The sequence below is a fragment of the Micromonospora sp. RTBAU3-60 genome (assembly GCF_054963695.1).
In genome coordinates, this window is record NZ_JBUEGB010000012.1 from 122844 (window position 1) to 143814 (window position 20971).

Sequence of the window (20971 nt, forward strand, 5' to 3'; positions counted from 1 at the left end):
GGCGCAGCTCGCCGATGTGGCGGTGTCGCGGCCCCGTGGACACCGCCACATCGGCGATCTGGCCGGCGCGCCGGGCCTCAGCGCACGCGTGCGAGGCTCACGCCGTCGGCGATGGGCAGCATGACCACCTCGACCCGGACGTCTGCCAGAATCTCGTCGTTGAACGCGGCGATGGCGCGGTCGTCGGCGTTCTCCGGGGCGAGCACCCGGCCGCCGCGCAGGGTGTTGTCCACCGCGATGACACCGCCCGGCCGCATCCGTGGCACCAGCTCGTCCCAGTAGACCGGGTAACCGACCTTGTCCGCGTCGATGAACGCGAGGTCGAGATGCCGCTCCTGGGGCAGCTCCCGCAGCCGGTCCCCGGCCGGGCCGATCCGCAGGTCGATCCGGTCCTGCACGCCGGCCCGCGCCCAGTACCGCCGGGCGATGCCGGTGTATTCCTCCGAGATGTCGAAGCAGGTCAGCCGGCCGCCGTCAGCCAGCCCGCGGGCGATCGCCAGCGCGGACAGCCCGGTGAACGTACCCACCTCCACCGCCTGCCGCACATTGAGCAGCCGGGTGAGGAAGGTCAGGAACGCGGCCTGCTCCGGCGCGACCTGCATGCCAGCCTGCTCCGGCAGGGCGGCCCGGGTCTCCTCGGTCAGTTCACGGACGATCTCGTCCGGCACCGACCCGTGCGCGACGAGGTACGCGTGCAGTTCCGGCGTGAGCGGAAGCGGCTTGGTGGTCATGATCGGACGTTAACCGAGATGCTCGATCTCCTGGCCGCCGGGCGCAACCTTCGTCCACAAGTCGGTGACACTCAGCCCCAACTCACCGAGCAGACCGCGGAGCAGCGGCAGGCTCAGCCCCACCACCGTGCCCGGGTCGCCCTCGATACCGGTCAGGAACGCGCCGCCCAGCCCGTCGATGGTGAACGCCCCGGCCACCGCCAGCGGCTCGCCCGTCGCCACATACGCGGCGATCTCCTGGTCGCTGACGTCCGCGAAGTGCACCGTGGTCGACGCTACCGCCTCGGCCCGCGACTCGTGGAGCACGTCGATCAGGCAGTGCCCGGTGTGCAGCACCCCGCTCCGCCCGCGCATCCGCTGCCAACGGCGGGTGGCGTCCGCCGCGTCCGCCGGCTTGCCCAGGATCTCCCCGCCGAACGCCAGCACCGAGTCGCAGCCGAGCACCAGCGTCCGCTCGTCCGGCGCGGCGCGCAGCCGGCCCAGCACCGCCTGCGCCTTCAGCCGGGCCAACTCCAGGCACAGGTCCTCCGCCCGGTCGCTGACCACCTGTGACTCGTCGACGCCGCTGACCAGCACGTCGGGTTCGATCCCGGCGGCCTGGAGCAGCTTGCGGCGGGCGGGACTCTGTGAGGCGAGCACGAGGCGCAGCGGCATGGAGGTCGACACGGGAGCGACGCTACCGGCTGATCCGCGGCGGCGGGTCGTCGGCACGTCGACGCCGCCGCCACACGAGGTAGCCGCCGCCCGCCGCCAGCAGGACGCCCAGCGTCGCCAGGCCCCGCGCGGTCGCGCCGTCGTCCTCACCCTCTTCCTCCGGCGCCGCCCTGGTCGGCACGGGCGGGGCCGCCTCCGTCGACCCGAAACCCAGCGGGGGTACGTCCGCCGTGAGCGCCGCGACCAGGTCGATGACGCCGTAGCCGTACTCGTCGTCCCGGCCGGGCGGGCCCTTGTCGATCGCGGTGGCGGTCAGGCGATGCGCGACCTCCTCCGCCGGGAGATTGGGGTACTTGGACCGGATAAGCGCAGCCGCCCCGGCAACGATCGCTGTCGCGCTGGACGTGCCGGTGCCTTTCGAATACTTGCCGCCATAGCTCGTGCTGTAAATATCCACTGCAGGTGCGGCGACATCAATTCCGGGTCCAGCCACGGAGATAGCAGCATGCCTTCCCAGGCGGTCGACCCCGCCGACGGCCAGAACTCCATCCTCTGATGCTGGATACCCGACCGCTGCTACCTCGGGGTGGTTTCCTGCGCCAGCGACGACAACAATATCTGAGGCCAGAGCGCTCTTAACTGCTCGAATCAGGCGAGCACTTGTTGTGCCAGTGCTGGAAACACTAATCACGTCTGCGTGACGTGAAATCGCATATTCAATTGCTGCTGCTAGGTCGTCAACACTCCCGCGATTGTCGGCTGCAGAGGACATAATGGGTAAAATCTTGGCTTCGGGTGCGATTCCCAGCGCTCCCAAGCCTTCTGACCTACCGTGTGCTGCTATAAGCCCCGCCATGGACGTGCCATGGCTATTTGGGTCTCGGCGACCATCGCCGCTCCCGCCCTCGATGGTGTCCGTGCCTTGCAATAAATTTTCGGCCAAGTCGGGATGAGGGTCCACGCCTGTGTCTGGCACCGCAACCACAATCCCTGCGCCCCGGCTCACCTTATGTGCCTCGCTGACGCTCAGGTATTTCAGATGCCACTGGTCTTTTCGAACCTGGCTGGCGCCATTTGAGTTGAGATCGGCATGCGATGGCGTCGATTGAAGAAGAAACACGCATGCTGCGAATGCGGCGCTCGTGGCCCGGCTGACCTTTCCTTTCACCGGCCAAGACCAATTGCTGGACCGGGGTCGATTGGTCCTTCCTTATCGGGTGGGCGGACTACAGGACTAACACCCTCGTCGGTCTCCCAAGGGTTATCTGGGTCCCAGCGACGCGGTCCGCCATTATCCCCTGTGCGGCGACTGTCTCTTATGCCATTGGTGTCGCCAGAACCAGGAGGAGTGGCTCCCAGGGACGGCAATGTTCCGAAGGGAGGTCCATAGTGTGCCCCGGCAATGGGGCCTCGGCCAGATCCTGGTCGTAAACCGGCAGCACCGCTCGGTGCGGTACCAGCTCCGCCGCCTCCGATCACCCCTCCCACCGGATTGATTCGACGGGGCGGTATGGCCCGAGCACTGGGTTGACCCAGGCCCATGCCTGGCATTCCGCCAATCAGCCCGCCTGGCTGCATGGGACGTGGCGGCGTGACGGGAGCGTTGCGGTTTGCGACGGGCTTGTCGACTGGGCCGGCTCCCTCCTGCAAGCTGCTTACTGGCTTGCCAAGGCCCGGCCTGTTTATGGGTGGCAGAGCCGATGGCAGGCCACCTGCTGGGATCGGGGATGCAGGTGTAGCCGGCAAGATCGCGCCGGGCGTTCCACCTGTAGGCGGAGGAGTTAGGGCAGGGCCAACTCCGCCGAGCACTGGGCCGATCCCGGGCGTGGTTGGCGCAGTCACGGGCCTCTTGCCCATTGCTGGCTCGGTCACGCGGGGTTTCACGGCCGATGTCGCCAAAGGCACTGGCACGACCGGCGGGATGATCGGCACCTGGTTGTTCGTGCCATATGTGTCGGGGTTGTTCGTCTCGATGCCTGGTCGCCGGATGGGTGGTGGTTGGCGGAGCATGACTTGGGCTTGTTGGAGTTCGCCGCTCAACCCCGTCATCAGCCCCCGCGCCTGGACGTTCAACCGTTCCAGGTCCGCGTCCGTCACCGGCGGCTGCTCGGGTAGTCGGCTGCCGGCCACCGCCTTCGGGTCGGCGAGCGTCGCCTCGTACGCCTGCTTCTGCCGGAGCTTGGCCGCGTACTCGTCGTGGATCGGCTTGAGTTCGGCGCGGGTGCTGCCGATGGCGCGGGTGGCGGCGGCGAGCGCGTCGTAGTTCGCGGCGGCGGTGTCGTGGGTGCGCTGCACCTTGTCGATGAGCTGGTCCAGTTCGCCGAGGTACGCGCGCGCGGCGGCGTTGGTCTCCGGCGGCCATGCCTCGGCGAGCCCGCGGCGGTATTCCTGCAACCGGCTGAGGTGGGCCAGGGCGAGGTCGCAGACCTTGCGCCAGCCGGCGACCTGCTTCCACTGCCCGCTGGTGTCCTGGTCCTGGAGGCAGGCCCACATGCTGAGCACGTCCATCAGGTGCCAGTCGGTGAGCCCGGAGGTGCGCCCGCCGCCCCGTTCGATCACGGCAGCACCACCGGCCGGTCGTCGGCGGCGGAGGGATCGGTCAGCGCCGGCAGGGGGCGGCTGCCGCCGCCTGCGGAGCGGGCGAGGGCCTCCTGCACGTCGGCGACCTGGGCGGAGGAGAAGGCGTCGGAGTCCGCGTATCTGGTGGCGATCAGGTGCGCGGCGCCGGCCAGGTGGCCGGTGGCGGGCACCAGGCCCCAGACCACCTCGGCGGTCGCCGTCTGTGTTTCGTGGTGCGCCTGGAGGAACTGCACCAGCTCGATGAAGGCGTCGGCGGGGTTGGGAATGGCCGCCTTCATGTCATCCGCGATGTATGACAGGTGTGGGGCGTAGTTGCGGAGGACCTCGTCCTGGAGGCGGTCGGCGAACTCGCGCATCTGCCGGATGTCCGCCTCGATGGCGCCGTAGTCGCGCAGCCAGCCCGCTGGCCGGTTCGCCTCGGGGATCATCGACCCTCCTGCCTGTCACCGCACCGTTTCCCTGAGTGAGATTAACGGCTCGTCGCGGATCTCGGCAGCCCCGGATGTGCGTACCCGGGGAAAGGTCAGCGGGGGAGGCCGGAGGCGCGCCACGCGCCCGGACCGGCGACCAGCGTCGTGCCGGCCGGACGGGCGCTGCGCGTCCACTGCGACACGACGGCCGGCGCGGGGGCGGCGGCCGGTCGGGTCCGGACCACGATCGCCCCGACCAGGGCGGCCAGCTCCTCGGCAGTGGGCGCCCCCCGGACGATCCGGAACAGCGGCTCTTCGGCAGACATGGTCTCAGGGTACGCGTCGACAACTTGACCTTCGCCGCACAGTGGCGTGCCGGCGGTGTGAGCGTCGGAGCAGCCGGGTACCGTCTCAGCGATGTCTGACGCGCTTCCCCAACTCGTTGCCGACCGGTACCGGCTCATCTCGCCGCTCGGCCAGGGCGGCATGGGTCGGGTGTGGAAGGCGCGCGACGAGGTGCTGCACCGGGACGTGGCCATCAAGGAACTCGTCCCGCCGCCGAGCCTCACCCCCGAGGAGCGCCGCGAGATGCGGGAACGCTCGCTGCGGGAAGCGCGGGCGATCGCCCGGCTGAACAACATCAACGTGGTCCGTATCTTCGACGTGCTGCGTACCGACGGCGACCCGTGGATCGTCATGGAGTACGTGCCGTCCAGGTCGTTGCAGGACACGATCGCCGAGGATGGTCCGGTGTCCACGGCCAAGGCCGTCCAGATCGGCCTCGGGGTGCTGGGCGCGTTGAAGGCCGCGCACAAGGCCGGAATCATGCACCGCGACGTCAAGCCGGGCAATGTGCTGCTCGGCAACGACGGCCGGGTGGTGCTCACCGACTTCGGCCTGGCCACCATCCCCGGCGACCCGAACGTCACCCGCACCGGCATGGTGCTCGGCTCGCCCGCGTACATCGCGCCCGAGCGGGCGCGGGACGGCACCGCGGGGCCGGAGGCCGATCTCTGGTCGCTGGGCGCGACTCTCTACGCGGCCGTCGAGGGCAAGTCGCCGTACGCTCGGCCGTCGGCGATCGCCACCCTGGCCGCGCTCGCCACCGAGCCGCTGCCGCCGCCGAAGAACGCCGGGCCGCTCAAGCCGGTCCTGCAGGGCCTGCTGCGCAAGGACCCCACCGAGCGGATCACCGCCGAGGTGGCGGAGCGCCTGCTCCGCAAGGCCGCCGGGCGGCGCGCGAAGAGCATCTCGCTGCTGGACGGCGTACGCCGGCCGGGGCCGAACGGTCCGCGCGAGCCGCGCCCGCCGCTGGTCCCGGGGCCGCGCCCGGTCGGCGGTTCGTCCACTTCGGCCCCTCGCAAGCCCGATCCGGCCCCGGTCGCCGCCGCAGGCGCGGCCGCCGCCACGGTCAAGGTTCCGGATGGGGCGGAGGACGCGCCCACCGCGAAGGTGACCCCGCCGGTCGCCGAGCCGACCGCGAAGCTCGACCCCACGCCGGCCCTCGACGAGACTCGGGTGGACGGACCGGGTCCGGCCGCCGACGACACCCGGGTCGACGGACCCGATCCGGCCCTCGACGAGACGCAGGTGGACGGTGAGCCCGTCGTCGACGGCCCGGCGGAGCCGCTGCCCCCGCCGAAGAGCTCGACCTCCGTCCTGGCGGCACCGGTGAGTCCGGCGCCGTCGACCGGCCGGGCCGCGGTCGTCCCGGGTACGAAGCCGGAGCGCAACCGGCGCAACCTGCTGATCGGGGCGCTGGTCGCGGTGCTGCTGCTCGGCCTCGCGCTGGCCGTGCCACTGCTCACCAGCGGCGATGACGGCGGTGACGGGGGCCGGCCGAGCGCGGCCACCAGCGGCGCCTCGGCACCGGCGGCGACCTCGGCCGCGCCGAGCAGCGCGGCGCCCAGCCCGACCCCGTCGGTGACCCCCTCGGCCTCCGCCGGCACCCTGCCCGCCGGCTGGCACTACTACAAGGGCCCGAACGGATTCCAGGTGCCGATCCCGGACGGCTGGCAGGCCCGCGTTCGCTCCGACACCGTTGTGCTCTACGAGATCGGCGGGGCGCAACGCGTGCTGCTCGTCCAGTGGACCAACTCGCCCAAAAAGGACGCGTACACGGACTGGCAGCAGCAGGAGCCCAACCGCCGGCGACTCGTCGACAACTACAAGCTGGTGGACATCACTCGTTGCGACTACTACCGGACCTGCGCCGACTGGGACTGGTTGGAGACGCGGAAGGGCGTCCGCTTCCACGTGCGCAACCGGGGCGTGGTCACCGCCAGCGACCGGGGCTTCGCCCTCCGGTGGGAGGTCCCGGAGCAGGACTGGGCGGCCAACCTGGCCAACTGGGACGTGATCACCAAGAACTTCAAGCCGGACCGGGTGGACTGAGGGAGCAATCCCGGCCCGCGAAGTGATTCGCATGGCCTTCCGTCGTACGGGGTATGGAAGTTGCGACGACGGAAGGAGGTACGACATGGGTTACCGACACAAGGACACCGGGCCCCGGCTGGCACTGTGGATGCTGGTCGCGCTCGGGGACATCGTCCTGCTGCTGGTGAGCGCCGGCCTGTCCGCGCCGGTTGCGGTGCTCACGGTCGTGGCCCTCGTCGCCGCGGGGGTGGCGACCTGGCGGCTGGCCCGCCGCACCACCCTGGCCGGACGGGGTGCGCTTCCCGTGCCGGCCGGCACGCGACGCCGGGCCTGACCGGGCGCCACAGACGACAGCGGCGGCAGCCGGACGGGCTATCGACGTGATAGCCGGTCCCGCTGCCGCCGACCTGTTGCGTCAGGACCCTCAGGTGTTGTTGGCCAACGCGATCAGCCGGGTCCGGTCACCGTTCCAGTAGTTGCGGTCCACGTTGCCGCTGATCCCGGAGACGCTGCCGGTGCTGGTGTACTGCCAGAAGCTCCAGAACGGGGCGCCGGCCGGCAGGGTGCCGGGCGAGCTGGCCCAGCGGGCGATCCACAGCGGGTTGTTGGCCCACGGGGCGGTCCAGCTGCCGGTGCACTGGTTCCACCAGCTCGTGGTGGTGTAGATGACCGCGTACCGGGTGGTGCGGGCCTTGTACCGGTTGATGAAGTCGCTGATCCAGGTGCGCATCCCCGAGGTGGTCAGGCCGTAGCAGTAGCCGCCGCTGTACGGATTGGCCTCCAGGTCGAGCGCGGCCGGCAGGGTCCGGCTGTCGGCCGACCAGGCGCCACCGTTGTTGACCAGGAAGTCCGCCTGCGCCGCGCCGCCGGAGACGTTCGGCCGGGCGAAGTGGTACGCCCCGCGGATCACGCCGGCGTAGTAGGCGTTGGGGTAGTTGGTGTTGAAGGACGGGTCCTTGTAGCTCGTACCCTCGGTCGCCTTGATGAAGGCGAACTGGATGCCGGCGTTCCGGACGCTGGTCCAGTTGATGCTGCCCTGGTAGTTGGAGACGTCGATGCCGGGGGTGGTGGCGGCCGCCGCCGGTCCGGCGGTGGCGACGAGGGCCGCCACCGCGGTGGTGGCGATGGTCAGGCCGGTGGCGAGCAACCGGCGAACGGAGAGTCTGCTACGAGCCATTGATGCCCTCCCGAGACGGCGATTGATTGATGCCCATCCTTGGAGGTAAGTGCCCCCTGCCGCAAGAGGGCTTAAAGAAATTTTCATTGACGGTTATCATCGCTTCGCTGACCGCTCAGGGCTGGTCAGCGAAGCGCGGCCGGGTCCAGTGCCCAGCGGAACGGCTCGGTGAACGTAAGAGTCTCGCCGGCCTTGGCCACCCGCTCCTCGACGTAGTGCGCGCCCTCGAGCCGGTACAGCCGCAGCGCATGGCTGTCGCCGTCCTGCTCGACGAGCAGGTGCCACGGGATCCGGGCGATCGCGTAGAGCTGCATCTTGACCAGGCGGTCGGCGGCGGCGTTCCCGGGAGAAACAATCTCGCAGACGAGCCGGACCTCGCCTACCTCGATCACGGTGCCCTCGTCATCGGTGTCAGCGACGACCAGGTCCGGAATGACGATCCGATTCACCCCGAGCCGGACGTTCACGGCCTCGAACACGAGAAGCCCGTCCGGTGCGACGGCCGACTCCACCGAGTTGGCGAGCCGTCGCGAGACAGTCTGATGCCGCTTGCTCGGGGCAGGGCTCACGATCAGGCTCCCGTCGAGCAGTTCGATCCGGTTACGGCTCTCGCCCATGGCGAAGTAGTCGGCCTCGGTCCAGAGGCCGACATGCTGGTCAAGAGGCTCAAGGGGTGCCGCACCCACCGGCGTTCACCTCCCGCTCCGATCGCCACCCGGTCAGTATCAAACGATACGAGGCCGCGCCCGCCGAACGACACAGCTCGGGCCGGTAGGCTGCCCGCCCATGCCCCTCATCGACGGCCTCACCACCCTCTGGGACAAGCTGTTGAGCGCGCAGCCCGACCCGCCGCCACTGCTAGTGCTGGTCACCGCCGCCGTGGCGCTGGCGGTGGTCGCCACCCGGGTGCCCTGGCGGATCGCCCGCAACGCGGTGACCATCGCGCACGAGGGCGGCCACGCCCTGACCGCGCTGCTGACCGGCCGGAAACTGCGCGGCATCCGGCTGCACTCGGACACCTCCGGGCTCACCCTCTCCGCGGGCCGCCCCAGCGGCCCCGGCATGATCGTCACCCTGCTGTCCGGGTACGTCGCCCCGTCGCTGGTCGGTCTCGCCGGGGCGTGGCTGCTCGCCGGTAACCGGATCACCCTGCTGCTCTGGGTCGCCGTGGTGCTGCTGCTGGCCATGCTGGTGCTGATCCGCAACGTCTTCGGGGTGCTGTCACTGCTGGTCACCGGCGGTGTGGTGCTGGCGGTGTCCTGGTACGCGTCGCCGCAGGTGCAGGCGGCCTTCGCCTGGACGTCGGTCTGGTTCCTGCTCCTCGGCGGCGTACGCCCGGTGGTCGAGCTGCAACGGCTGCGCGGCCGGGGTCGGATGCCCCAGTCCGACGCCGACCAGCTCGCCCGGCTCACGCCGTTCCCGGCGCTGTTCTGGGTGACGGTCTTCGCCCTGGTCAACCTGGCCGTGCTGGTCGGCGGCGCGCTGCTGCTGGCCGGCCCAATCCTCACCGACACGGGCCTCACCCTCTAGCTGCGCCCGACCTGCGTCGCGCGAGCGAGGACGGCGGGCATCGGTCCCGGACGTTAGGCTGCCGGGCCATGGACGAGGTGACCACCCGGAACCGGGCCGCATACGACCGGATCGCCGACGACTTCGCCGCCCGCAACCCCGAGGTGCCCGGCCCGTACCTGGCGCTGGCCGACGAGTTCCAGCGCCGGACCGACGGGCCGCTGCTGGACCTGGGTTGCGGTCCCGGCCGGGATCTCGGCTACTGGGCTGCCCGCGGAACGGCGGCGGTCGGCCTGGATCTGTCGGCCGCGATGCTGTGTGCCGCCCGCAGCCGGGCCGATGCGCCGTTGGTGCAGGGCGACATGTTGCGGCTGCCGTTCCGCGACCGTGCCTTCGGCGGGGTCTGGTGCTCGGCGTCCCTGCTGCACCTGCCCAAGGCTGCGGCCCCGGTGGCGCTGGCGGAGGTTCGTCGGATTCTGCGCCCCGGGGGTCCGTTGCTGCTCAGCCTGCAGGAGGGCGACGGGGAGAGTTGGCAGAGGTGGCCCGGCGAGGAAGCCGACCGGTTCTTCGCCCGGTACCGCCCCGCCGAGGCCGAGGCGTTGCTGGCCCGGGCAGGTTTCCGCCTGCTTCGCCGGGAGCGGGACGTCACCCCGGCGGGCAAGCGGTGGTTGTGCCACCTCGCCACGGCGGACTGACCGGCGAGGCAGAATCAGACCGTGCGATACGTGATCATCGGGGCGGGCGCGGTCGGCGGCACCATCGGCGTACGGCTGGGGGAGGCCGGCCGCGACGTGACGCTGGTGGCCCGCGGCGCGCACCTGGACGCCATCCGCGAGCGGGGGCTGGTCCTGCGGACGCCGGACGGCACGGTGACCAGCCGGCTGCCCGCCGTGGCCGGGCCGGGCAACCGGCCGCTGCCGGCCGAGACCGTGCTGGTGCTGACGGTCAAGTCGCAGGACACCGAGGCGGCGCTGGCGACCTGGGTGGACACCCCGGTCGAGGGCGGCGGCACGGCGGGTGAGCGGCTGCCGATCCTCCTCGCCCAGAACGGCGTCGCCAACGAGCGGGCCGCGCTGCGGCTCTTCGCCCGGGTGCACCCGGTCTGCGTCTGGCTGCCCGCCACCCACCTCGAACCGGGTGTGGTGGTCGCCAACGGGCACCCGCACCCGGGCATGCTGCACCTGGGCCGCTACCCGTCCGGATCGGACGACACCAGCCGGGCGACGGCCGCCGACCTGACCGCCGCCGGTTTCGTCGCTCCGGTCCGCGACGACGCGATGCGCTGGAAGTACGGCAAGCTGCTCGGCAACCTCGGCAACGGCCTCCAGGCGCTGCTCGGCTCGGACATCCCGGAACCGCTCGCCGCCCGGGTACGCGCCGAGGGGGAGGCCGTGCTGGCCGCCGCCGGCATCGCGCACACCACCCCCGCCGAGGAAGCCGCCGAGCGGGGCGACCAGGTGCGGCACCGGCCCGTCGACGGCGAGGAGCGGGCCGGCGGCTCCACCTGGCAGAGCCTGGCCCGGGGCGCGGGCTCCGCCGAGGCCGACCACCTCAACGGCGAGATCGTGCTGCTCGGCCGGCTGCACGGGGTGCCGACCCCGGCGAACGCGGCGGTCCAGGTCGCGGTCCGTCGGGCGGTACGCGAGCGCATCCCGGCCGGCGGGTTCCCCCTCGTCGAGTTGGAGAAAATGGTCGGCTGACCGGGCAACCCCACCCCCGATGCCAGGCGTCTCTCCTGCGACCGTCACGGGGGAGGTAACAGGGTGCCGGACGTCGACGGGTTCGACGAGTTCTACCGGGGCAGCCGGCAACGACTGCTGGGCTTCGTCTACGTGCTCACCGGCAACCTCGCCGAGGCCCAGGACGCCGTGCAGGAGGCGTACATCCGGGCCTGGCAGCGCTGGTCGACGGTGAGCGGGTACGACGACCCGGAGGCGTGGGTACGGGTGGTGGCCAGCCGGATCGCGGTGAGCCGGTGGCGCAGCCTGCGCAGCCGCGCCCGGGCGTACCTGCGGCACGGGGCGGAGGAGAGCATCCCGCCGCCCAGCACCGACACCGTCGAGGTGGTGGCCGCGCTGCGCCGGCTGCCCGAGGAGCAGCGCACCGCCATCGCGCTCTACTACCTGCTCGGCATGCCGGTCGCCGAGGTCGCCCGGGAGACGGCGGCGCCGGTCGGCACGGTGAAGGCGCGACTCTCCCGGGGGCGGGCCGCGCTCGCCGGGCTGCTCGCCGTCGTGGATCTGGAGGAGGCCGCCGATGCGTGACGACGACCTGGCATTTGTCGAACTGCTGCAGCGGGACCTGCGTACTGTCCGTTGGCCTGACGCCGCCGAGCTGCGCGCCCGGGCCCGGCGTCGCGGCCGGCGCACGGCGGTGCTGGCGGCGGTGATGCTGGCCGTCGTCTCGGGTGCCACCGTCGCGGTGGCAGCGCAACCCGGCGTGGTACCCGCCCTCGGCTGGGCGGATCAGGGCGGCTCGGCGCGCAGCGAAATCCCGGCCGAGGTGTTGCTGTCCCAACTCGACCTGCCGGTCAAGGCGGACGTTGAGATGAGCAGCTCGGGCCTCGGCGAGCCCGTGAAGGTCGACCCGACGCTCGAGACGTGCGCCAGGGAACACGACGTGAGCGTGGCGCCGGTGGAGTCGCGCTACTCGAGGTCTCGGAATCTGCTGCGCGCAGATCCGGACCAGAATGTCCCGAGGCAGGTGCTGGTCCAGGACGTCTATCGGTTGGCGCCGGCCGCGTCCGGCCGGCTCTTCGCGGACCTCGACCGGTTCATGCGGGCCTGCCCGGAGTGGCTGCAGACGACGCCGACCGAGCAGGGCGGGCGGCCCGTGACGGTGTCGATCCAGCATCACTGGCAGGTGGTGGCACGGGACTTCGCCGGGGACCGGGCCGTCCTGCTGCGGCACACCCGGGCGTCGGTCGACTCGGGTCGGCAGCGCGGCCTGCTGGACGGCGGTGAGGCCCTCCGCGCGGTGGTGCAGGTCGGCGACCTCGTCACGGTGCTCACTCCGGATGTCGGGATGGCCTATTCCTCGTACCGCCCGGCCAAGATGTTCGACGAGAGGCAGGTACGGGACCTGGCCCTCATCGCCGCCGATCGCCTCTGCACCGCCGCCAACCCAAGCTGTTGACGCGGATCCCGCGGCGGGCCCGCACCGGCCCGTCGCGGGACAGGAGCGTCAGAGCGGGATGTTGCCGTGCTTCTTCGGCGGCAGGGTCTCCCGCTTGGTGCGGAGCACGCGTAGGGCGCGGACGATCTGGGTGCGGGTCTCGTGTGGCGGGATCACGCTGTCGACGTAGCCGCGTTCGGCGGCGATGTAGGGGTTGGCGAGGGTGTCCTCGTACTCGGCGATCTTCTCGGCTCGGACGGCTGCCGGGTCGTCGGCGTTGGCCAGTTCCTGCCGGTGGAGGATGTTCACCGCACCCTGGGCGCCCATAACCGCGATCTGGGCGGTCGGCCAGGCGAAGTTGAGGTCGGCGCCGAGGTGTTTGGAGCCCATGACGTCGTACGCGCCGCCGTACGCCTTGCGAGTGATCACGGTGACCTTCGGGACGGTGGCTTCGGCGTAGGCGTAGATGAGTTTGGCGCCGCGGCGGATGATGCCGTCCCACTCCTGCCCAGTGCCGGGGAGGAAGCCGGGCACGTCCACGAAGGTCAGCACCGGGATGTTGAACGCGTCGCAGGTCCGCACGAACCGGGCTGCCTTCTCCGACGCGGCGATGTCGAGGGTGCCGGCGAACTGCATCGGCTGGTTGGCGACCACGCCGACCGGGCGGCCCTCGACCCGGCCGAAGCCCACCAGCATGTTCTGCGCGTAGAGGGGCTGGACCTCCAGGAACTCGCCGTCGTCGAGGACGTGCTCGATGACCCGGTGCATGTCGTACGGCTGGTTGGCCGAGTCCGGGATCAGGGTGTCCAGTTCCCGGTCGTCGTCGGTGACGTCGAGGTCGGCCGGGGCGTCGAAGAGCGGCGGCTCGTCCAGGTTGTTCGACGGCAGGTACGACAGCAGCGCCTTGACGTACTCGATCGCGTCCTGCTCGTCGCTGCCGAGGTAGTGCGCGTTGCCGCTGCGGGTGTTGTGGGTGCGGGCGCCACCCAGTTCCTCCATCCCGACGTCCTCGCCGGTGACCGTCTTGATCACGTCGGGGCCGGTGATGAACATGTGCGAGGTCTGGTCGACCATCACGGTGAAGTCGGTGACCGCCGGCGAGTAGACCGCGCCACCCGCGCACGGGCCCATGATCAGGGAGATCTGCGGGATGACGCCGCTGGCCCGGACGTTGCGGAAGAAGATCTCGCCGTAGAGGCCGAGCGAGGCGACGCCCTCCTGGATCCGCGCGCCACCGGAGTCGTTGATGCCGATGACCGGGCAGCCGATCTTCATGGCCAGGTCCATCACCTTGACGATCTTCTCGCCGAACACCTCGCCGAGGGAGCCGCCGAAGACCGTGAAGTCCTGCGCGAAGACGCAGACCTGCCGGCCGTCCACGGTGCCGTAGCCGGTCACCACGCCGTCGCCGTACGGGCGGGTCTTCTCCAGACCGAAGTTGGTGGACCGGTGCCGGGCGAACTCGTCCAACTCGACGAAGGAGCCCTCGTCGAGCAGCATCTCGATCCGCTCCCGGGCGGTCTTCTTGCCCCGCGCGTGCTGCTTCTCGACCGCGCGCGCCGACCCGGCGTGCACCGCCTCGTCGACCCGACGTTCCAGGTCCGCCAGCTTGCCGGCGGTGGTGTGGATGTTGATCCCGGTCTCGGTAGTCACCCAGGGAATATAACGATGGTTCAGGTCGGTGCCGTTGTGCAGTGCGCCTCACCGGCATCCCCGCCACCGTCCCGCGTCGGGGCCGTAGGCTGGCGGGATGCCCGGCTCGCCGTACACCGATCTGGACCGCCCGCCGCTGTCGGCGGCCCGGCTGCAGCGCGCGCTCGTCGCCCCGCACGGGCCGTGGCGCCGGCTGGACCTGCGCGCGGAGACCGGCTCCACCAACGCCGACGTGGTCGAGGCCGCGCGGGCCGGCGAGCCGGAGGGGCTGGTGGTGGTGGCCGAGCGGCAGACCGCCGGGCGGGGCCGGCGTGGCCGGGTGTGGCAGTCGCCGCCCCGGGCCGGCATCGCGACCAGTGTGCTGCTCCGGCCCGGGGAGGCCGTCGCGGAGCGCGGCTGGTCGCCCGTGCCACCCCTGCGGTACGGCTGGCTGCCGCTGCTCGCCGGGGTGGCGCTGGTCGAGGCGGTGGCCCGGCTGGCCGAGCTGGACGCCCAGCTCAAGTGGCCCAACGACCTCCTGATCGACGGTGCCAAGTGCGCGGGTGTGCTGGCCGAGGCGGTGCCGGGCGACGCGCCGGACCAGCCCTCCGCGATCGTGGTAGGCATCGGGCTCAACGTGACGCTGCGCGCCGGCGAGCTGCCGGAGAGCCCGACGGGGCTGCCCGCCACCTCGCTCCTGCTCGCCGGGGCTGCCGCCACCGACCGGGACCCGCTGCTGCGCGCCCTGCTCCGCTCGCTCGCCGACTGGTACGACCGCTGGCGCACAGCCGGCGGCGACGCGGTCGCCAGCGGCCTGCGGGACGCCTACCTGGCCGCGTGCGCCACGGTCGGCCGCCAGGTCCGGGTGCTGCTCCCGGACGGCCGGGAGGTCCGCGGCACCGCCACCGGGGTGGACCCGGACGGCCAGCTGCTGGTCGACGGCCCCGGTGGCGAACTCCGCCTGGCCGCTGGCGACGTGCTGCACGTGCGCTGAACGGCAGGGCCTCTGGTATAGGAAGGGGCCCTTCCTGACACCCGCCGCGCGGCTGATCCCCGCGGGATGCGCCGACCGGTTACCGTCAGCGCGTCCTGTTCTGCGAGGAGGTTCCCGTGGCGTTCCCCGAAGACGTGCTCACCGAGGACGAGCACGTCGTGCTCCACCTGCACCCGCACTGGAAGGCCTTGATCCGGCCGATCCTGGTGCTGGTGCTCGCCGTCGCGGCGGTGGTCGCCGGCTGGGTCCTGCTGCCCGGGGGCGGCGGCGGCATGATCGCGCTCTACGTGATCGCCGCGCTCGCCCTGGTGCTGGTGTTCTGGCTGGGCCTGTGGCCGTTCCTCGTCTGGCGTACCACCCACTACCTCTTCACGAACGAGCGGGTGCTGCTCCAGGAGGGTGTCTTCTCCCGTAACCGGCGGGACCTGCCGCTGACCCGGATCAACGACCACTCGATGCACCAGCGCTTCGTGGAGCGGCTGCTCGGCTGCGGCACCCTCACCATCGAGTCGGCCGGTGAGCGGGGCCAGTCGGTGCTCTCTGACGTGCCGCACGTGGACAAGGTGCAGACTAAGCTCTACGAGCTGGTCGAGGCCCACCACGACAAGCACTCGCTGGGCGACGGCGAGATGCGCGAGATCCTGGCCGACATGCGCGAGGGCAAACCCCTCCGCGACCCCTCCGCCTGACCCCGGCCTTGTCGATCAAGAAGTTTGCGTCGGAACCGAGCGCGGATCCGACGCAAACTTCTTGATCGACGCTCGCTCTGCCCCGGTCAGCGGTGGGGGCGGCGGGGGGTGGGCTGGAGTTCGGCGGCGAGTTCGGCGTCCAGGTCGGCGCCGAGGACGTGGCCCAGGCCGGCGTCCGCCGGTGCGGGCCGGCCCTGGGTGGGGGCGTAGTCCGGCCGCCGGTCGGCCGCCCGCGCGGTCCGTTGGCCCGGCCGCGGCTCGGTCTCCTCCAGTTCGCTGACCGACTCGGCCAGCTCCGCGACCGGGTCCATCTCCCCGACGTTGTCCCATTCGTCACGCGGAATGCTGTGCCAGGTCTCCTTGGCGTGCTGCGGGACCGGCTGGAAGACGAACGTCCGGTAGGACCAGAAGCGGAACATCGTGGCGAGCACGACACCGCCGGTCTTCGCGAGGTTCAGCATGAGCAGGCTGGTCACGCCGAAGCCGTACTTGGCGGCCGCCAGCACGCCGAGTTCGATGAGCAGACCGGTGGCGTTGAACAGGAAGAACAGTACGTATTCGCGGCGCAGTGCCGACTTCGGTCGATCCCGGTACGTCCAGTGCCGGTTCATCAGATACGACGTGATCGTCGCGACGATGGTCGCCACCACGGTCGCCTTGAGCTGGCCGTCGCGGAAAACCGTGAGTGCCAGCGCATTGAACACCGCGTAATTGATGACGGTGTTGATGCCGCCGACGATGCCGAATTTGAGCGCCTCGTGGATGAACTTCTGCCAGCGCTCGGGCAGCAGACGGACTCCAGGCATGCGAAACACCTTAGGGCAGTGGGCAGGGCCGGCTCGGCCCGGCGGGACGGGATGGGCGCTGGGTCACGCCCCTGACTCTCGGTCGTCGCTCGTTGCCGGAACGGGAGGAGTTCCCGCCTCCACGAAAACGAACCGCCGGTACGACCAGAATCGGAACAGCGTCCCGAGGCCGGTGCCGACGATGAAGCTGGCGATGTTGTCGGCCAGTGGGGTCTGGAACACCCGGGGCCAGAGACCGCCCAGCCCGTAGTGACTGATGGCGAGACAGGCCACCGCGATGCCGAGGCCGACCCCGTTGAAGAAGAAGAACAGCGCGTACTCCCGGGCCGGGTGGGAGCGCTGGCGGTGCCGCCAGGTCCAGAACCGGTTGCCCAGGAAGGCCAGGGTGGCCGCCACCACCGTGGAGATGGTCTTCGCCAGGACCGGCGGCTCGTGCTGGACGCTGGCCAGGTAGTTGAAGAGCGCGAAGTCGACGAGGAAGGCGAGCCCGCCCACCGTGGCGAACTTGCTCAGCTCGCGGACCAGGTGACCGAAACGGTCGATCAGGACCCCGAGCAGACCCCGACGGGTCTGCGGAGCCCCCGGCTGGTCCCCGGTCATCGTCGCGGCCACCCGCCGAGAGTACCGGTTGGGCATGGCAGGGAGGGGTAGCAACGGCGAGCGGACGGCACACCGGTGCGGCGTGCCGCCGAGCGGCGCGAGATCCGGCTGCGGGACGCAGTGGTCACGCCCGCCCCGCCTTCCTGCCCGGTCCCGTCTATGTGAACGGAGCGTAACCGGCCGGCGGCGGAATTTGGCCGGGACCGAGCAGGTTCCTGGCGACGCGGTGGCCACCCGTTGCGGGCGCGCCGCCGGGTGTCCGTCGAAGGTTCCTCACAAGATTTGCGTGAAACTGCGCGCGAAAGCGGGTATCAGATCGCGATGCCGCAGCGTGGCCGTACCTTGTGCAGTTCTTCACAACGAGTCCCACTGACTCTCGACGCAGGCCGGTTTACGCTGAGGCCAATCCCAGGTTTCCACGAAGGCGACGTGCCCGCGCGCCAGAACTCGTGCATCCAATACATCGGTCAGCGTCGACCACAAGGAGATGTGACATGGTTGCTCCGGCTACTGTTCGGGGTATCGATCAGGCCCCGACGTCCCACCCCAAACTGCTCGCCTGGGTACGTGAGGTCGCGGAACTGACCACTCCGGATCGGGTGGTCTGGGTGGACGGGTCCGATGAGGAGTGGCGCCGCCTCACCGACGAACTCGTCGAGAACGGCACCCTGATCCGGCTGAACCCCGAGAAGAAGCCCAACTCGTTCTACGCCCGGACGGACCCGACGGACGTCGCGCGGGTCGAGGAGCGCACCTTCATCTGCTCGGTCGACGAGGCGGACGCCGGCCCCACCAACAACTGGATGGCGCCGGCCGAGATGAAGCGCACCATGACGGACCTCTACCGCGGTTCGATGCGCGGCCGGACGATGTACGTCATTCCGTTCGTGATGGGCCCGGTCGAGGCGAAGAACCCGATGTTCGGCGTCGAGATCACCGACAGCGGCTACGTGGTCGCCTCGATGCGGATCATGACGCGGATGGGCGCGAAGATCCTGGAGGCGATGGGCGACGACGCCGACTTCGTGCGTGCCCTGCACTCCATCGGCGCCCCGCTCGCCCCCGGCCAGCAGGACGTGGCGTGGCCGTGCAACGACACCAAGTACATTTCGCACTTCCCGGAGACCCGGGAGATCTGGTCCTTCGGCTCCGGCTACGGCGGCAACTCGCTGCTGGGCAAGAAGTGCTACTCGCTGCGGATCGCCAGCGTGATGGGCCGGGACGAGGGCTGGCTCGCCGAGCACATGCTGATCCTCAAGATCACCTCGCCGGAGGGCCGCGTCTACCACGTCGCCGGCGCCTTCCCGTCGGCCTGCGGCAAGACCAACCTGGCCATGCTGGAGCCCACCATCCCGGGCTGGAAGGTCGAGACCATCGGCGACGACATCGCCTGGATGCGGTTCGGCCCGGACGGCCGCCTCTACGCGATCAACCCCGAGTTCGGCCTCTTCGGGGTCGCCCCGGGCACCGACTGGAAGACCAACGCCAACGCGATGCGGACCCTGGACCGCGGCAACTCCGTCTTCACCAACGTCGCGCTGACCGACGACGGCGACATCTGGTGGGAGGGCATGGGTGAGCCGCCGGCGCACCTGGTCGACTGGAAGGGCCGGGACTGGACGCCGGAGAGCGGCGAGCTCTCCTCGCACGCCAACAGCCGGTTCTGCACCCCGATCACCCAGTGCCCGATCCTCGCCGAGGATTACTACGACCCGAACGGGGTGCCGATCGACGCCATCCTGTTCGGCGGCCGTCGCCGGGACACCGTCCCGCTGGTCACCGAGGCGCGTGACTGGGTGCACGGGGTCTACATGGGCGCCACTCTCTCCTCGGAGACCACCGCGGCGGCCTCCGGCGCGGTCGGCGTGGTCCGCCGGGACCCGATGGCGATGCTGCCGTTCATCGGCTACCACGCCGGCGACTACTTCCGGCACTGGATCGAGATGGGCAAGGGCGTCGACGGCGATGAGGCGAAGCTGCCCAAGATCTACTACGTCAACTGGTTCCGCAAGGACCCGGACGGCAGCTTCCTCTGGCCGGGCTTCGGCGAGAACTCCCGGGTGCTCAAGTGGATCATCGAGCGGATCGAGGGCCGCGCCGAGGCCGTCGAGACGCCGATCGGCATGGTTCCGGCTCAGGACGCGCTCGACGTCGAGGGCCTGGACATGACCCCGGAGGACGTCCGGATCGCCCTCAAGGTCGACCCGGAGGAGTGGCGCAACGAGCTGCCGCTGGTCACCGAGTGGTTCGAGAAGTTCGGGGACAAGCTCCCCGGCGTCCTCTGGGCCGAGCTGGACGCGCTGCGCGCCCGCCTCGACGCGGAGCAGCCGCAGCGGTAGGTGCGCCGGTTGCCCGTACCGGGCGACACCGGATGCCACAAGGACGGCCGCCGAGACCATCAAGGTCCGGCGGCCGTCCCCCGTCCAAGCGCCGACCGCCCCCCGCGCGCTGCGGTGATCATGAGGTTGACTGCGGTGGAAGAGATCGACATCGCCGCCAACTTCATGATCACCGGTGCGATCGCCCAGGGGCGGGGCAGGATGAGCGGGTGGGTGCGGAGTGGGACGTGATCGTGGTGGGGGCGGGGCCGGCGGGGTCGGCCGCCGCGCTCGCTGCGCGGCGGGCCGGGGCGCGGGTGCTGCTGCTGGACCGGTACGACTTTCCCCGTGACAAGGCGTGCGGCGACGGCATCGCGGCGCACGCGCTGGACGTCCTCGCCGAGCTGGGTGTGACCGGGGCGGTCGACGGGTACGCCCCGCTGCCCGCGCTGCGCCTCGTCGGCCCCGGCGGCGGCACGGTGGCCCGGGCGCTGCCCCGGCCCGCGTACACGGTGCCCCGGGCGGTGTTCGACGCCCGGCTGGTGGCCGCGGCGGTCGCCGCCGGCGCGGAGCTGCGCCGGCACACCGTACGCCGGGTCGACCTGCGTGACGACCGGGTGGTGCTCGACGGCGAGCTGACCGGCCGGGCCGTGGTGGGGGCGGACGGTGCGGGCTCCGTGCTCCGTCGGGCCCTCGGCCATCCGGCAAACCCGGACCGTCACCTCGCGCTGGCCATCCGTGGCTATGCCCCAGCGCTGCCCGGCCCGCCCGAGCAGCTCATCATCACCTCGGCCCCGCGCTGGCCGGCGTACGCGTGGTCCTTTCCGATCGGGGACGGCCGGGCGAACGTCGGGTACGGGGAGGTACTGCGCGGCGAGCCACTGACCCGCGCGCACCTGCTGGACCGGCTGGCCGCCCTGCTGCCCGGCACCGATCCGGCCAGGGTCACCGAGTTGCGGGCCCACCACCTGCCGCTCTCCACGCACCGGCCGATGCCCGGGCGGGGCCGGGTGGTGCTGGCCGGCGACGCGCTGTCGCTGATCAATCCGTTCACCGGCGAGGGCATCTTCTACGCGCTGCGCTCCGGCGCGCTGGCCGGCGTGGCGGCGGCCGGCAGCCCGGCGCAGGCGGCCCGCCGGTACGCCGACACCCTCCGCCGCCGGCTCGGCACGCATTTGCGGCACAGCTCGGCGGCCGCCTGGCTGGCCCGGCGGCGTCAGGTGGTGGACGCGGCGGTCCGCGCGGCCCGGCGGGACGGCCGGGTCTACCGGACCGTGGTGGAGCTGGGACTGGGTGACGGACGTCTCGACGCCCGTACCCTGGCCATGATCGGCATCGGTCTCACCCAGCGAGATCAGCCACCGCGACACTGATCTTCAAC

At 71.0% G+C, this 20971-nt stretch carries 22 protein-coding genes; 11 read left to right on the forward strand and 11 right to left on the reverse strand.

The genetic code is table 11. From position 1 onward, the window contains the following. Nucleotides 1-77: 77 nt before the first annotated feature. From ACY34I_RS14645 to ACY34I_RS14670, 6 genes are all read right to left on the reverse strand, one after another. On the reverse strand, nucleotides 78-731 hold the full coding sequence (locus tag ACY34I_RS14645; protein WP_462755585.1) for an O-methyltransferase: 654 nt from the start codon (nucleotides 729-731) through the stop codon (nucleotides 78-80). 9 nt (nucleotides 732-740) lie between these two features. Beyond that, nucleotides 741-1397 (reverse strand): Maf family protein, encoded by a 657-nt coding sequence (locus ACY34I_RS14650; RefSeq protein ID WP_462755586.1) that lies wholly within the window; start codon nucleotides 1395-1397, stop codon nucleotides 741-743. Between the two features lie 10 nt (nucleotides 1398-1407). Beyond that, a complete protein-coding gene (mycP, locus tag ACY34I_RS14655) occupies nucleotides 1408-2553 on the reverse strand; it encodes a type VII secretion-associated serine protease mycosin (RefSeq protein ID WP_462755587.1) in 1146 nt (381 codons plus the stop codon). After that, a complete protein-coding gene (locus tag ACY34I_RS14660; protein WP_462755588.1) occupies nucleotides 2550-3944 on the reverse strand; it encodes a hypothetical protein in 1395 nt (464 codons plus the stop codon). Before ACY34I_RS14660 ends, mycP begins: the two co-directional genes overlap by 4 nt. Then, nucleotides 3941-4393, reverse strand: coding sequence for a hypothetical protein (locus tag ACY34I_RS14665; RefSeq protein WP_148798215.1), 453 nt, complete (start codon nucleotides 4391-4393; stop codon nucleotides 3941-3943). Before ACY34I_RS14665 ends, ACY34I_RS14660 begins: the two co-directional genes overlap by 4 nt. Before the next feature lie 95 nt (nucleotides 4394-4488). Continuing rightward, nucleotides 4489-4701, reverse strand: coding sequence for an acyl-CoA carboxylase subunit epsilon (locus ACY34I_RS14670; protein ID WP_462755589.1), 213 nt, complete (start codon nucleotides 4699-4701; stop codon nucleotides 4489-4491). A 91-nt stretch (nucleotides 4702-4792) separates the two neighbouring features. Between ACY34I_RS14670 and ACY34I_RS14675 the strand changes: the two genes are divergently transcribed. Together ACY34I_RS14675 and ACY34I_RS14680 are read left to right on the forward strand one after the other, a co-directional pair. After that, nucleotides 4793-6769, forward strand: a complete 1977-nt coding sequence (locus ACY34I_RS14675) for a serine/threonine-protein kinase (RefSeq protein WP_462755590.1) — start codon at nucleotides 4793-4795, stop codon at nucleotides 6767-6769. A gap of 85 nt (nucleotides 6770-6854) precedes the next feature. Further along, complete coding sequence (locus ACY34I_RS14680) at nucleotides 6855-7085, forward strand: hypothetical protein (RefSeq protein ID WP_462755591.1); 231 nt, start codon at nucleotides 6855-6857, stop codon at nucleotides 7083-7085. Nucleotides 7086-7175: 90 nt separating this feature from the next. On the opposite strand, the gene ACY34I_RS14685 is transcribed toward ACY34I_RS14680, so the two are convergent. Together ACY34I_RS14685 and ACY34I_RS14690 are read right to left on the reverse strand one after the other, a co-directional pair. Beyond that, nucleotides 7176-7928: a GH25 family lysozyme gene (locus ACY34I_RS14685; protein ID WP_462755592.1), complete on the reverse strand. Its 753-nt coding sequence runs from the start codon at nucleotides 7926-7928 to the stop codon at nucleotides 7176-7178. Between the two features lie 125 nt (nucleotides 7929-8053). Continuing rightward, nucleotides 8054-8545 (reverse strand): Uma2 family endonuclease, encoded by a 492-nt coding sequence (locus ACY34I_RS14690; protein WP_462755652.1) that lies wholly within the window; start codon nucleotides 8543-8545, stop codon nucleotides 8054-8056. A 169-nt stretch (nucleotides 8546-8714) separates the two neighbouring features. Here ACY34I_RS14690 and ACY34I_RS14695 point away from each other — a divergent pair, with 169 nt between their 5' ends. The 5 genes from ACY34I_RS14695 to ACY34I_RS14715 all read left to right on the forward strand — a co-directional run bounded on the left by ACY34I_RS14695 (nucleotide 8715) and on the right by ACY34I_RS14715 (nucleotide 12572). After that, nucleotides 8715-9458, forward strand: coding sequence for a M50 family metallopeptidase (locus tag ACY34I_RS14695; protein ID WP_462755593.1), 744 nt, complete (start codon nucleotides 8715-8717; stop codon nucleotides 9456-9458). A 68-nt stretch (nucleotides 9459-9526) separates the two neighbouring features. Then, nucleotides 9527-10132, forward strand: coding sequence for a class I SAM-dependent methyltransferase (locus tag ACY34I_RS14700; RefSeq protein ID WP_462755594.1), 606 nt, complete (start codon nucleotides 9527-9529; stop codon nucleotides 10130-10132). A gap of 21 nt (nucleotides 10133-10153) precedes the next feature. Next, nucleotides 10154-11137: a ketopantoate reductase family protein gene (locus tag ACY34I_RS14705; protein WP_462755595.1), complete on the forward strand. Its 984-nt coding sequence runs from the start codon at nucleotides 10154-10156 to the stop codon at nucleotides 11135-11137. A 63-nt stretch (nucleotides 11138-11200) separates the two neighbouring features. Next, nucleotides 11201-11701, forward strand: a complete 501-nt coding sequence (locus ACY34I_RS14710; RefSeq protein ID WP_462755596.1) for a SigE family RNA polymerase sigma factor — start codon at nucleotides 11201-11203, stop codon at nucleotides 11699-11701. Then, complete coding sequence (locus tag ACY34I_RS14715) at nucleotides 11694-12572, forward strand: hypothetical protein (RefSeq protein WP_462755597.1); 879 nt, start codon at nucleotides 11694-11696, stop codon at nucleotides 12570-12572. The genes ACY34I_RS14710 and ACY34I_RS14715 overlap by 8 nt, the downstream gene beginning before the upstream one ends. Nucleotides 12573-12620: 48 nt before the next feature. Here the strand turns inward: ACY34I_RS14715 and ACY34I_RS14720 are convergent, their stop codons facing one another. Next, nucleotides 12621-14204, reverse strand: coding sequence for an acyl-CoA carboxylase subunit beta (locus tag ACY34I_RS14720; protein WP_462755598.1), 1584 nt, complete (start codon nucleotides 14202-14204; stop codon nucleotides 12621-12623). A 97-nt stretch (nucleotides 14205-14301) separates the two neighbouring features. On the opposite strand from ACY34I_RS14720, the gene ACY34I_RS14725 reads away from it, so the two are divergent. Beyond that, on the forward strand, nucleotides 14302-15177 hold the full coding sequence (locus ACY34I_RS14725; RefSeq protein ID WP_462755599.1) for a biotin--[acetyl-CoA-carboxylase] ligase: 876 nt from the start codon (nucleotides 14302-14304) through the stop codon (nucleotides 15175-15177). Nucleotides 15178-15293: 116 nt separating this feature from the next. Further along, on the forward strand, nucleotides 15294-15866 hold the full coding sequence (locus ACY34I_RS14730) for a PH domain-containing protein (protein ID WP_462755600.1): 573 nt from the start codon (nucleotides 15294-15296) through the stop codon (nucleotides 15864-15866). 86 nt (nucleotides 15867-15952) lie between these two features. On the opposite strand, the gene ACY34I_RS14735 is transcribed toward ACY34I_RS14730, so the two are convergent. After that, a complete protein-coding gene (locus tag ACY34I_RS14735; RefSeq protein ID WP_462755601.1) occupies nucleotides 15953-16672 on the reverse strand; it encodes a GtrA family protein in 720 nt (239 codons plus the stop codon). Between the two features lie 63 nt (nucleotides 16673-16735). Next, nucleotides 16736-17272 carry a GtrA family protein gene (locus ACY34I_RS14740; protein WP_148798358.1) on the reverse strand — a complete coding sequence of 179 codons (537 nt, stop codon included), beginning with the start codon at nucleotides 17270-17272 and terminating at the stop codon, nucleotides 16736-16738. Between the two features lie 494 nt (nucleotides 17273-17766). Between ACY34I_RS14740 and ACY34I_RS14745 the strand changes: the two genes are divergently transcribed. Together ACY34I_RS14745 and ACY34I_RS14750 are read left to right on the forward strand one after the other, a co-directional pair. Next, nucleotides 17767-19611, forward strand: coding sequence for a phosphoenolpyruvate carboxykinase (GTP) (locus ACY34I_RS14745; protein ID WP_148798247.1), 1845 nt, complete (start codon nucleotides 17767-17769; stop codon nucleotides 19609-19611). Between the two features lie 209 nt (nucleotides 19612-19820). Further along, nucleotides 19821-20963, forward strand: a complete 1143-nt coding sequence (locus ACY34I_RS14750; RefSeq protein WP_462755602.1) for a geranylgeranyl reductase family protein — start codon at nucleotides 19821-19823, stop codon at nucleotides 20961-20963. Nucleotides 20964-20971 lie beyond the last annotated feature (8 nt).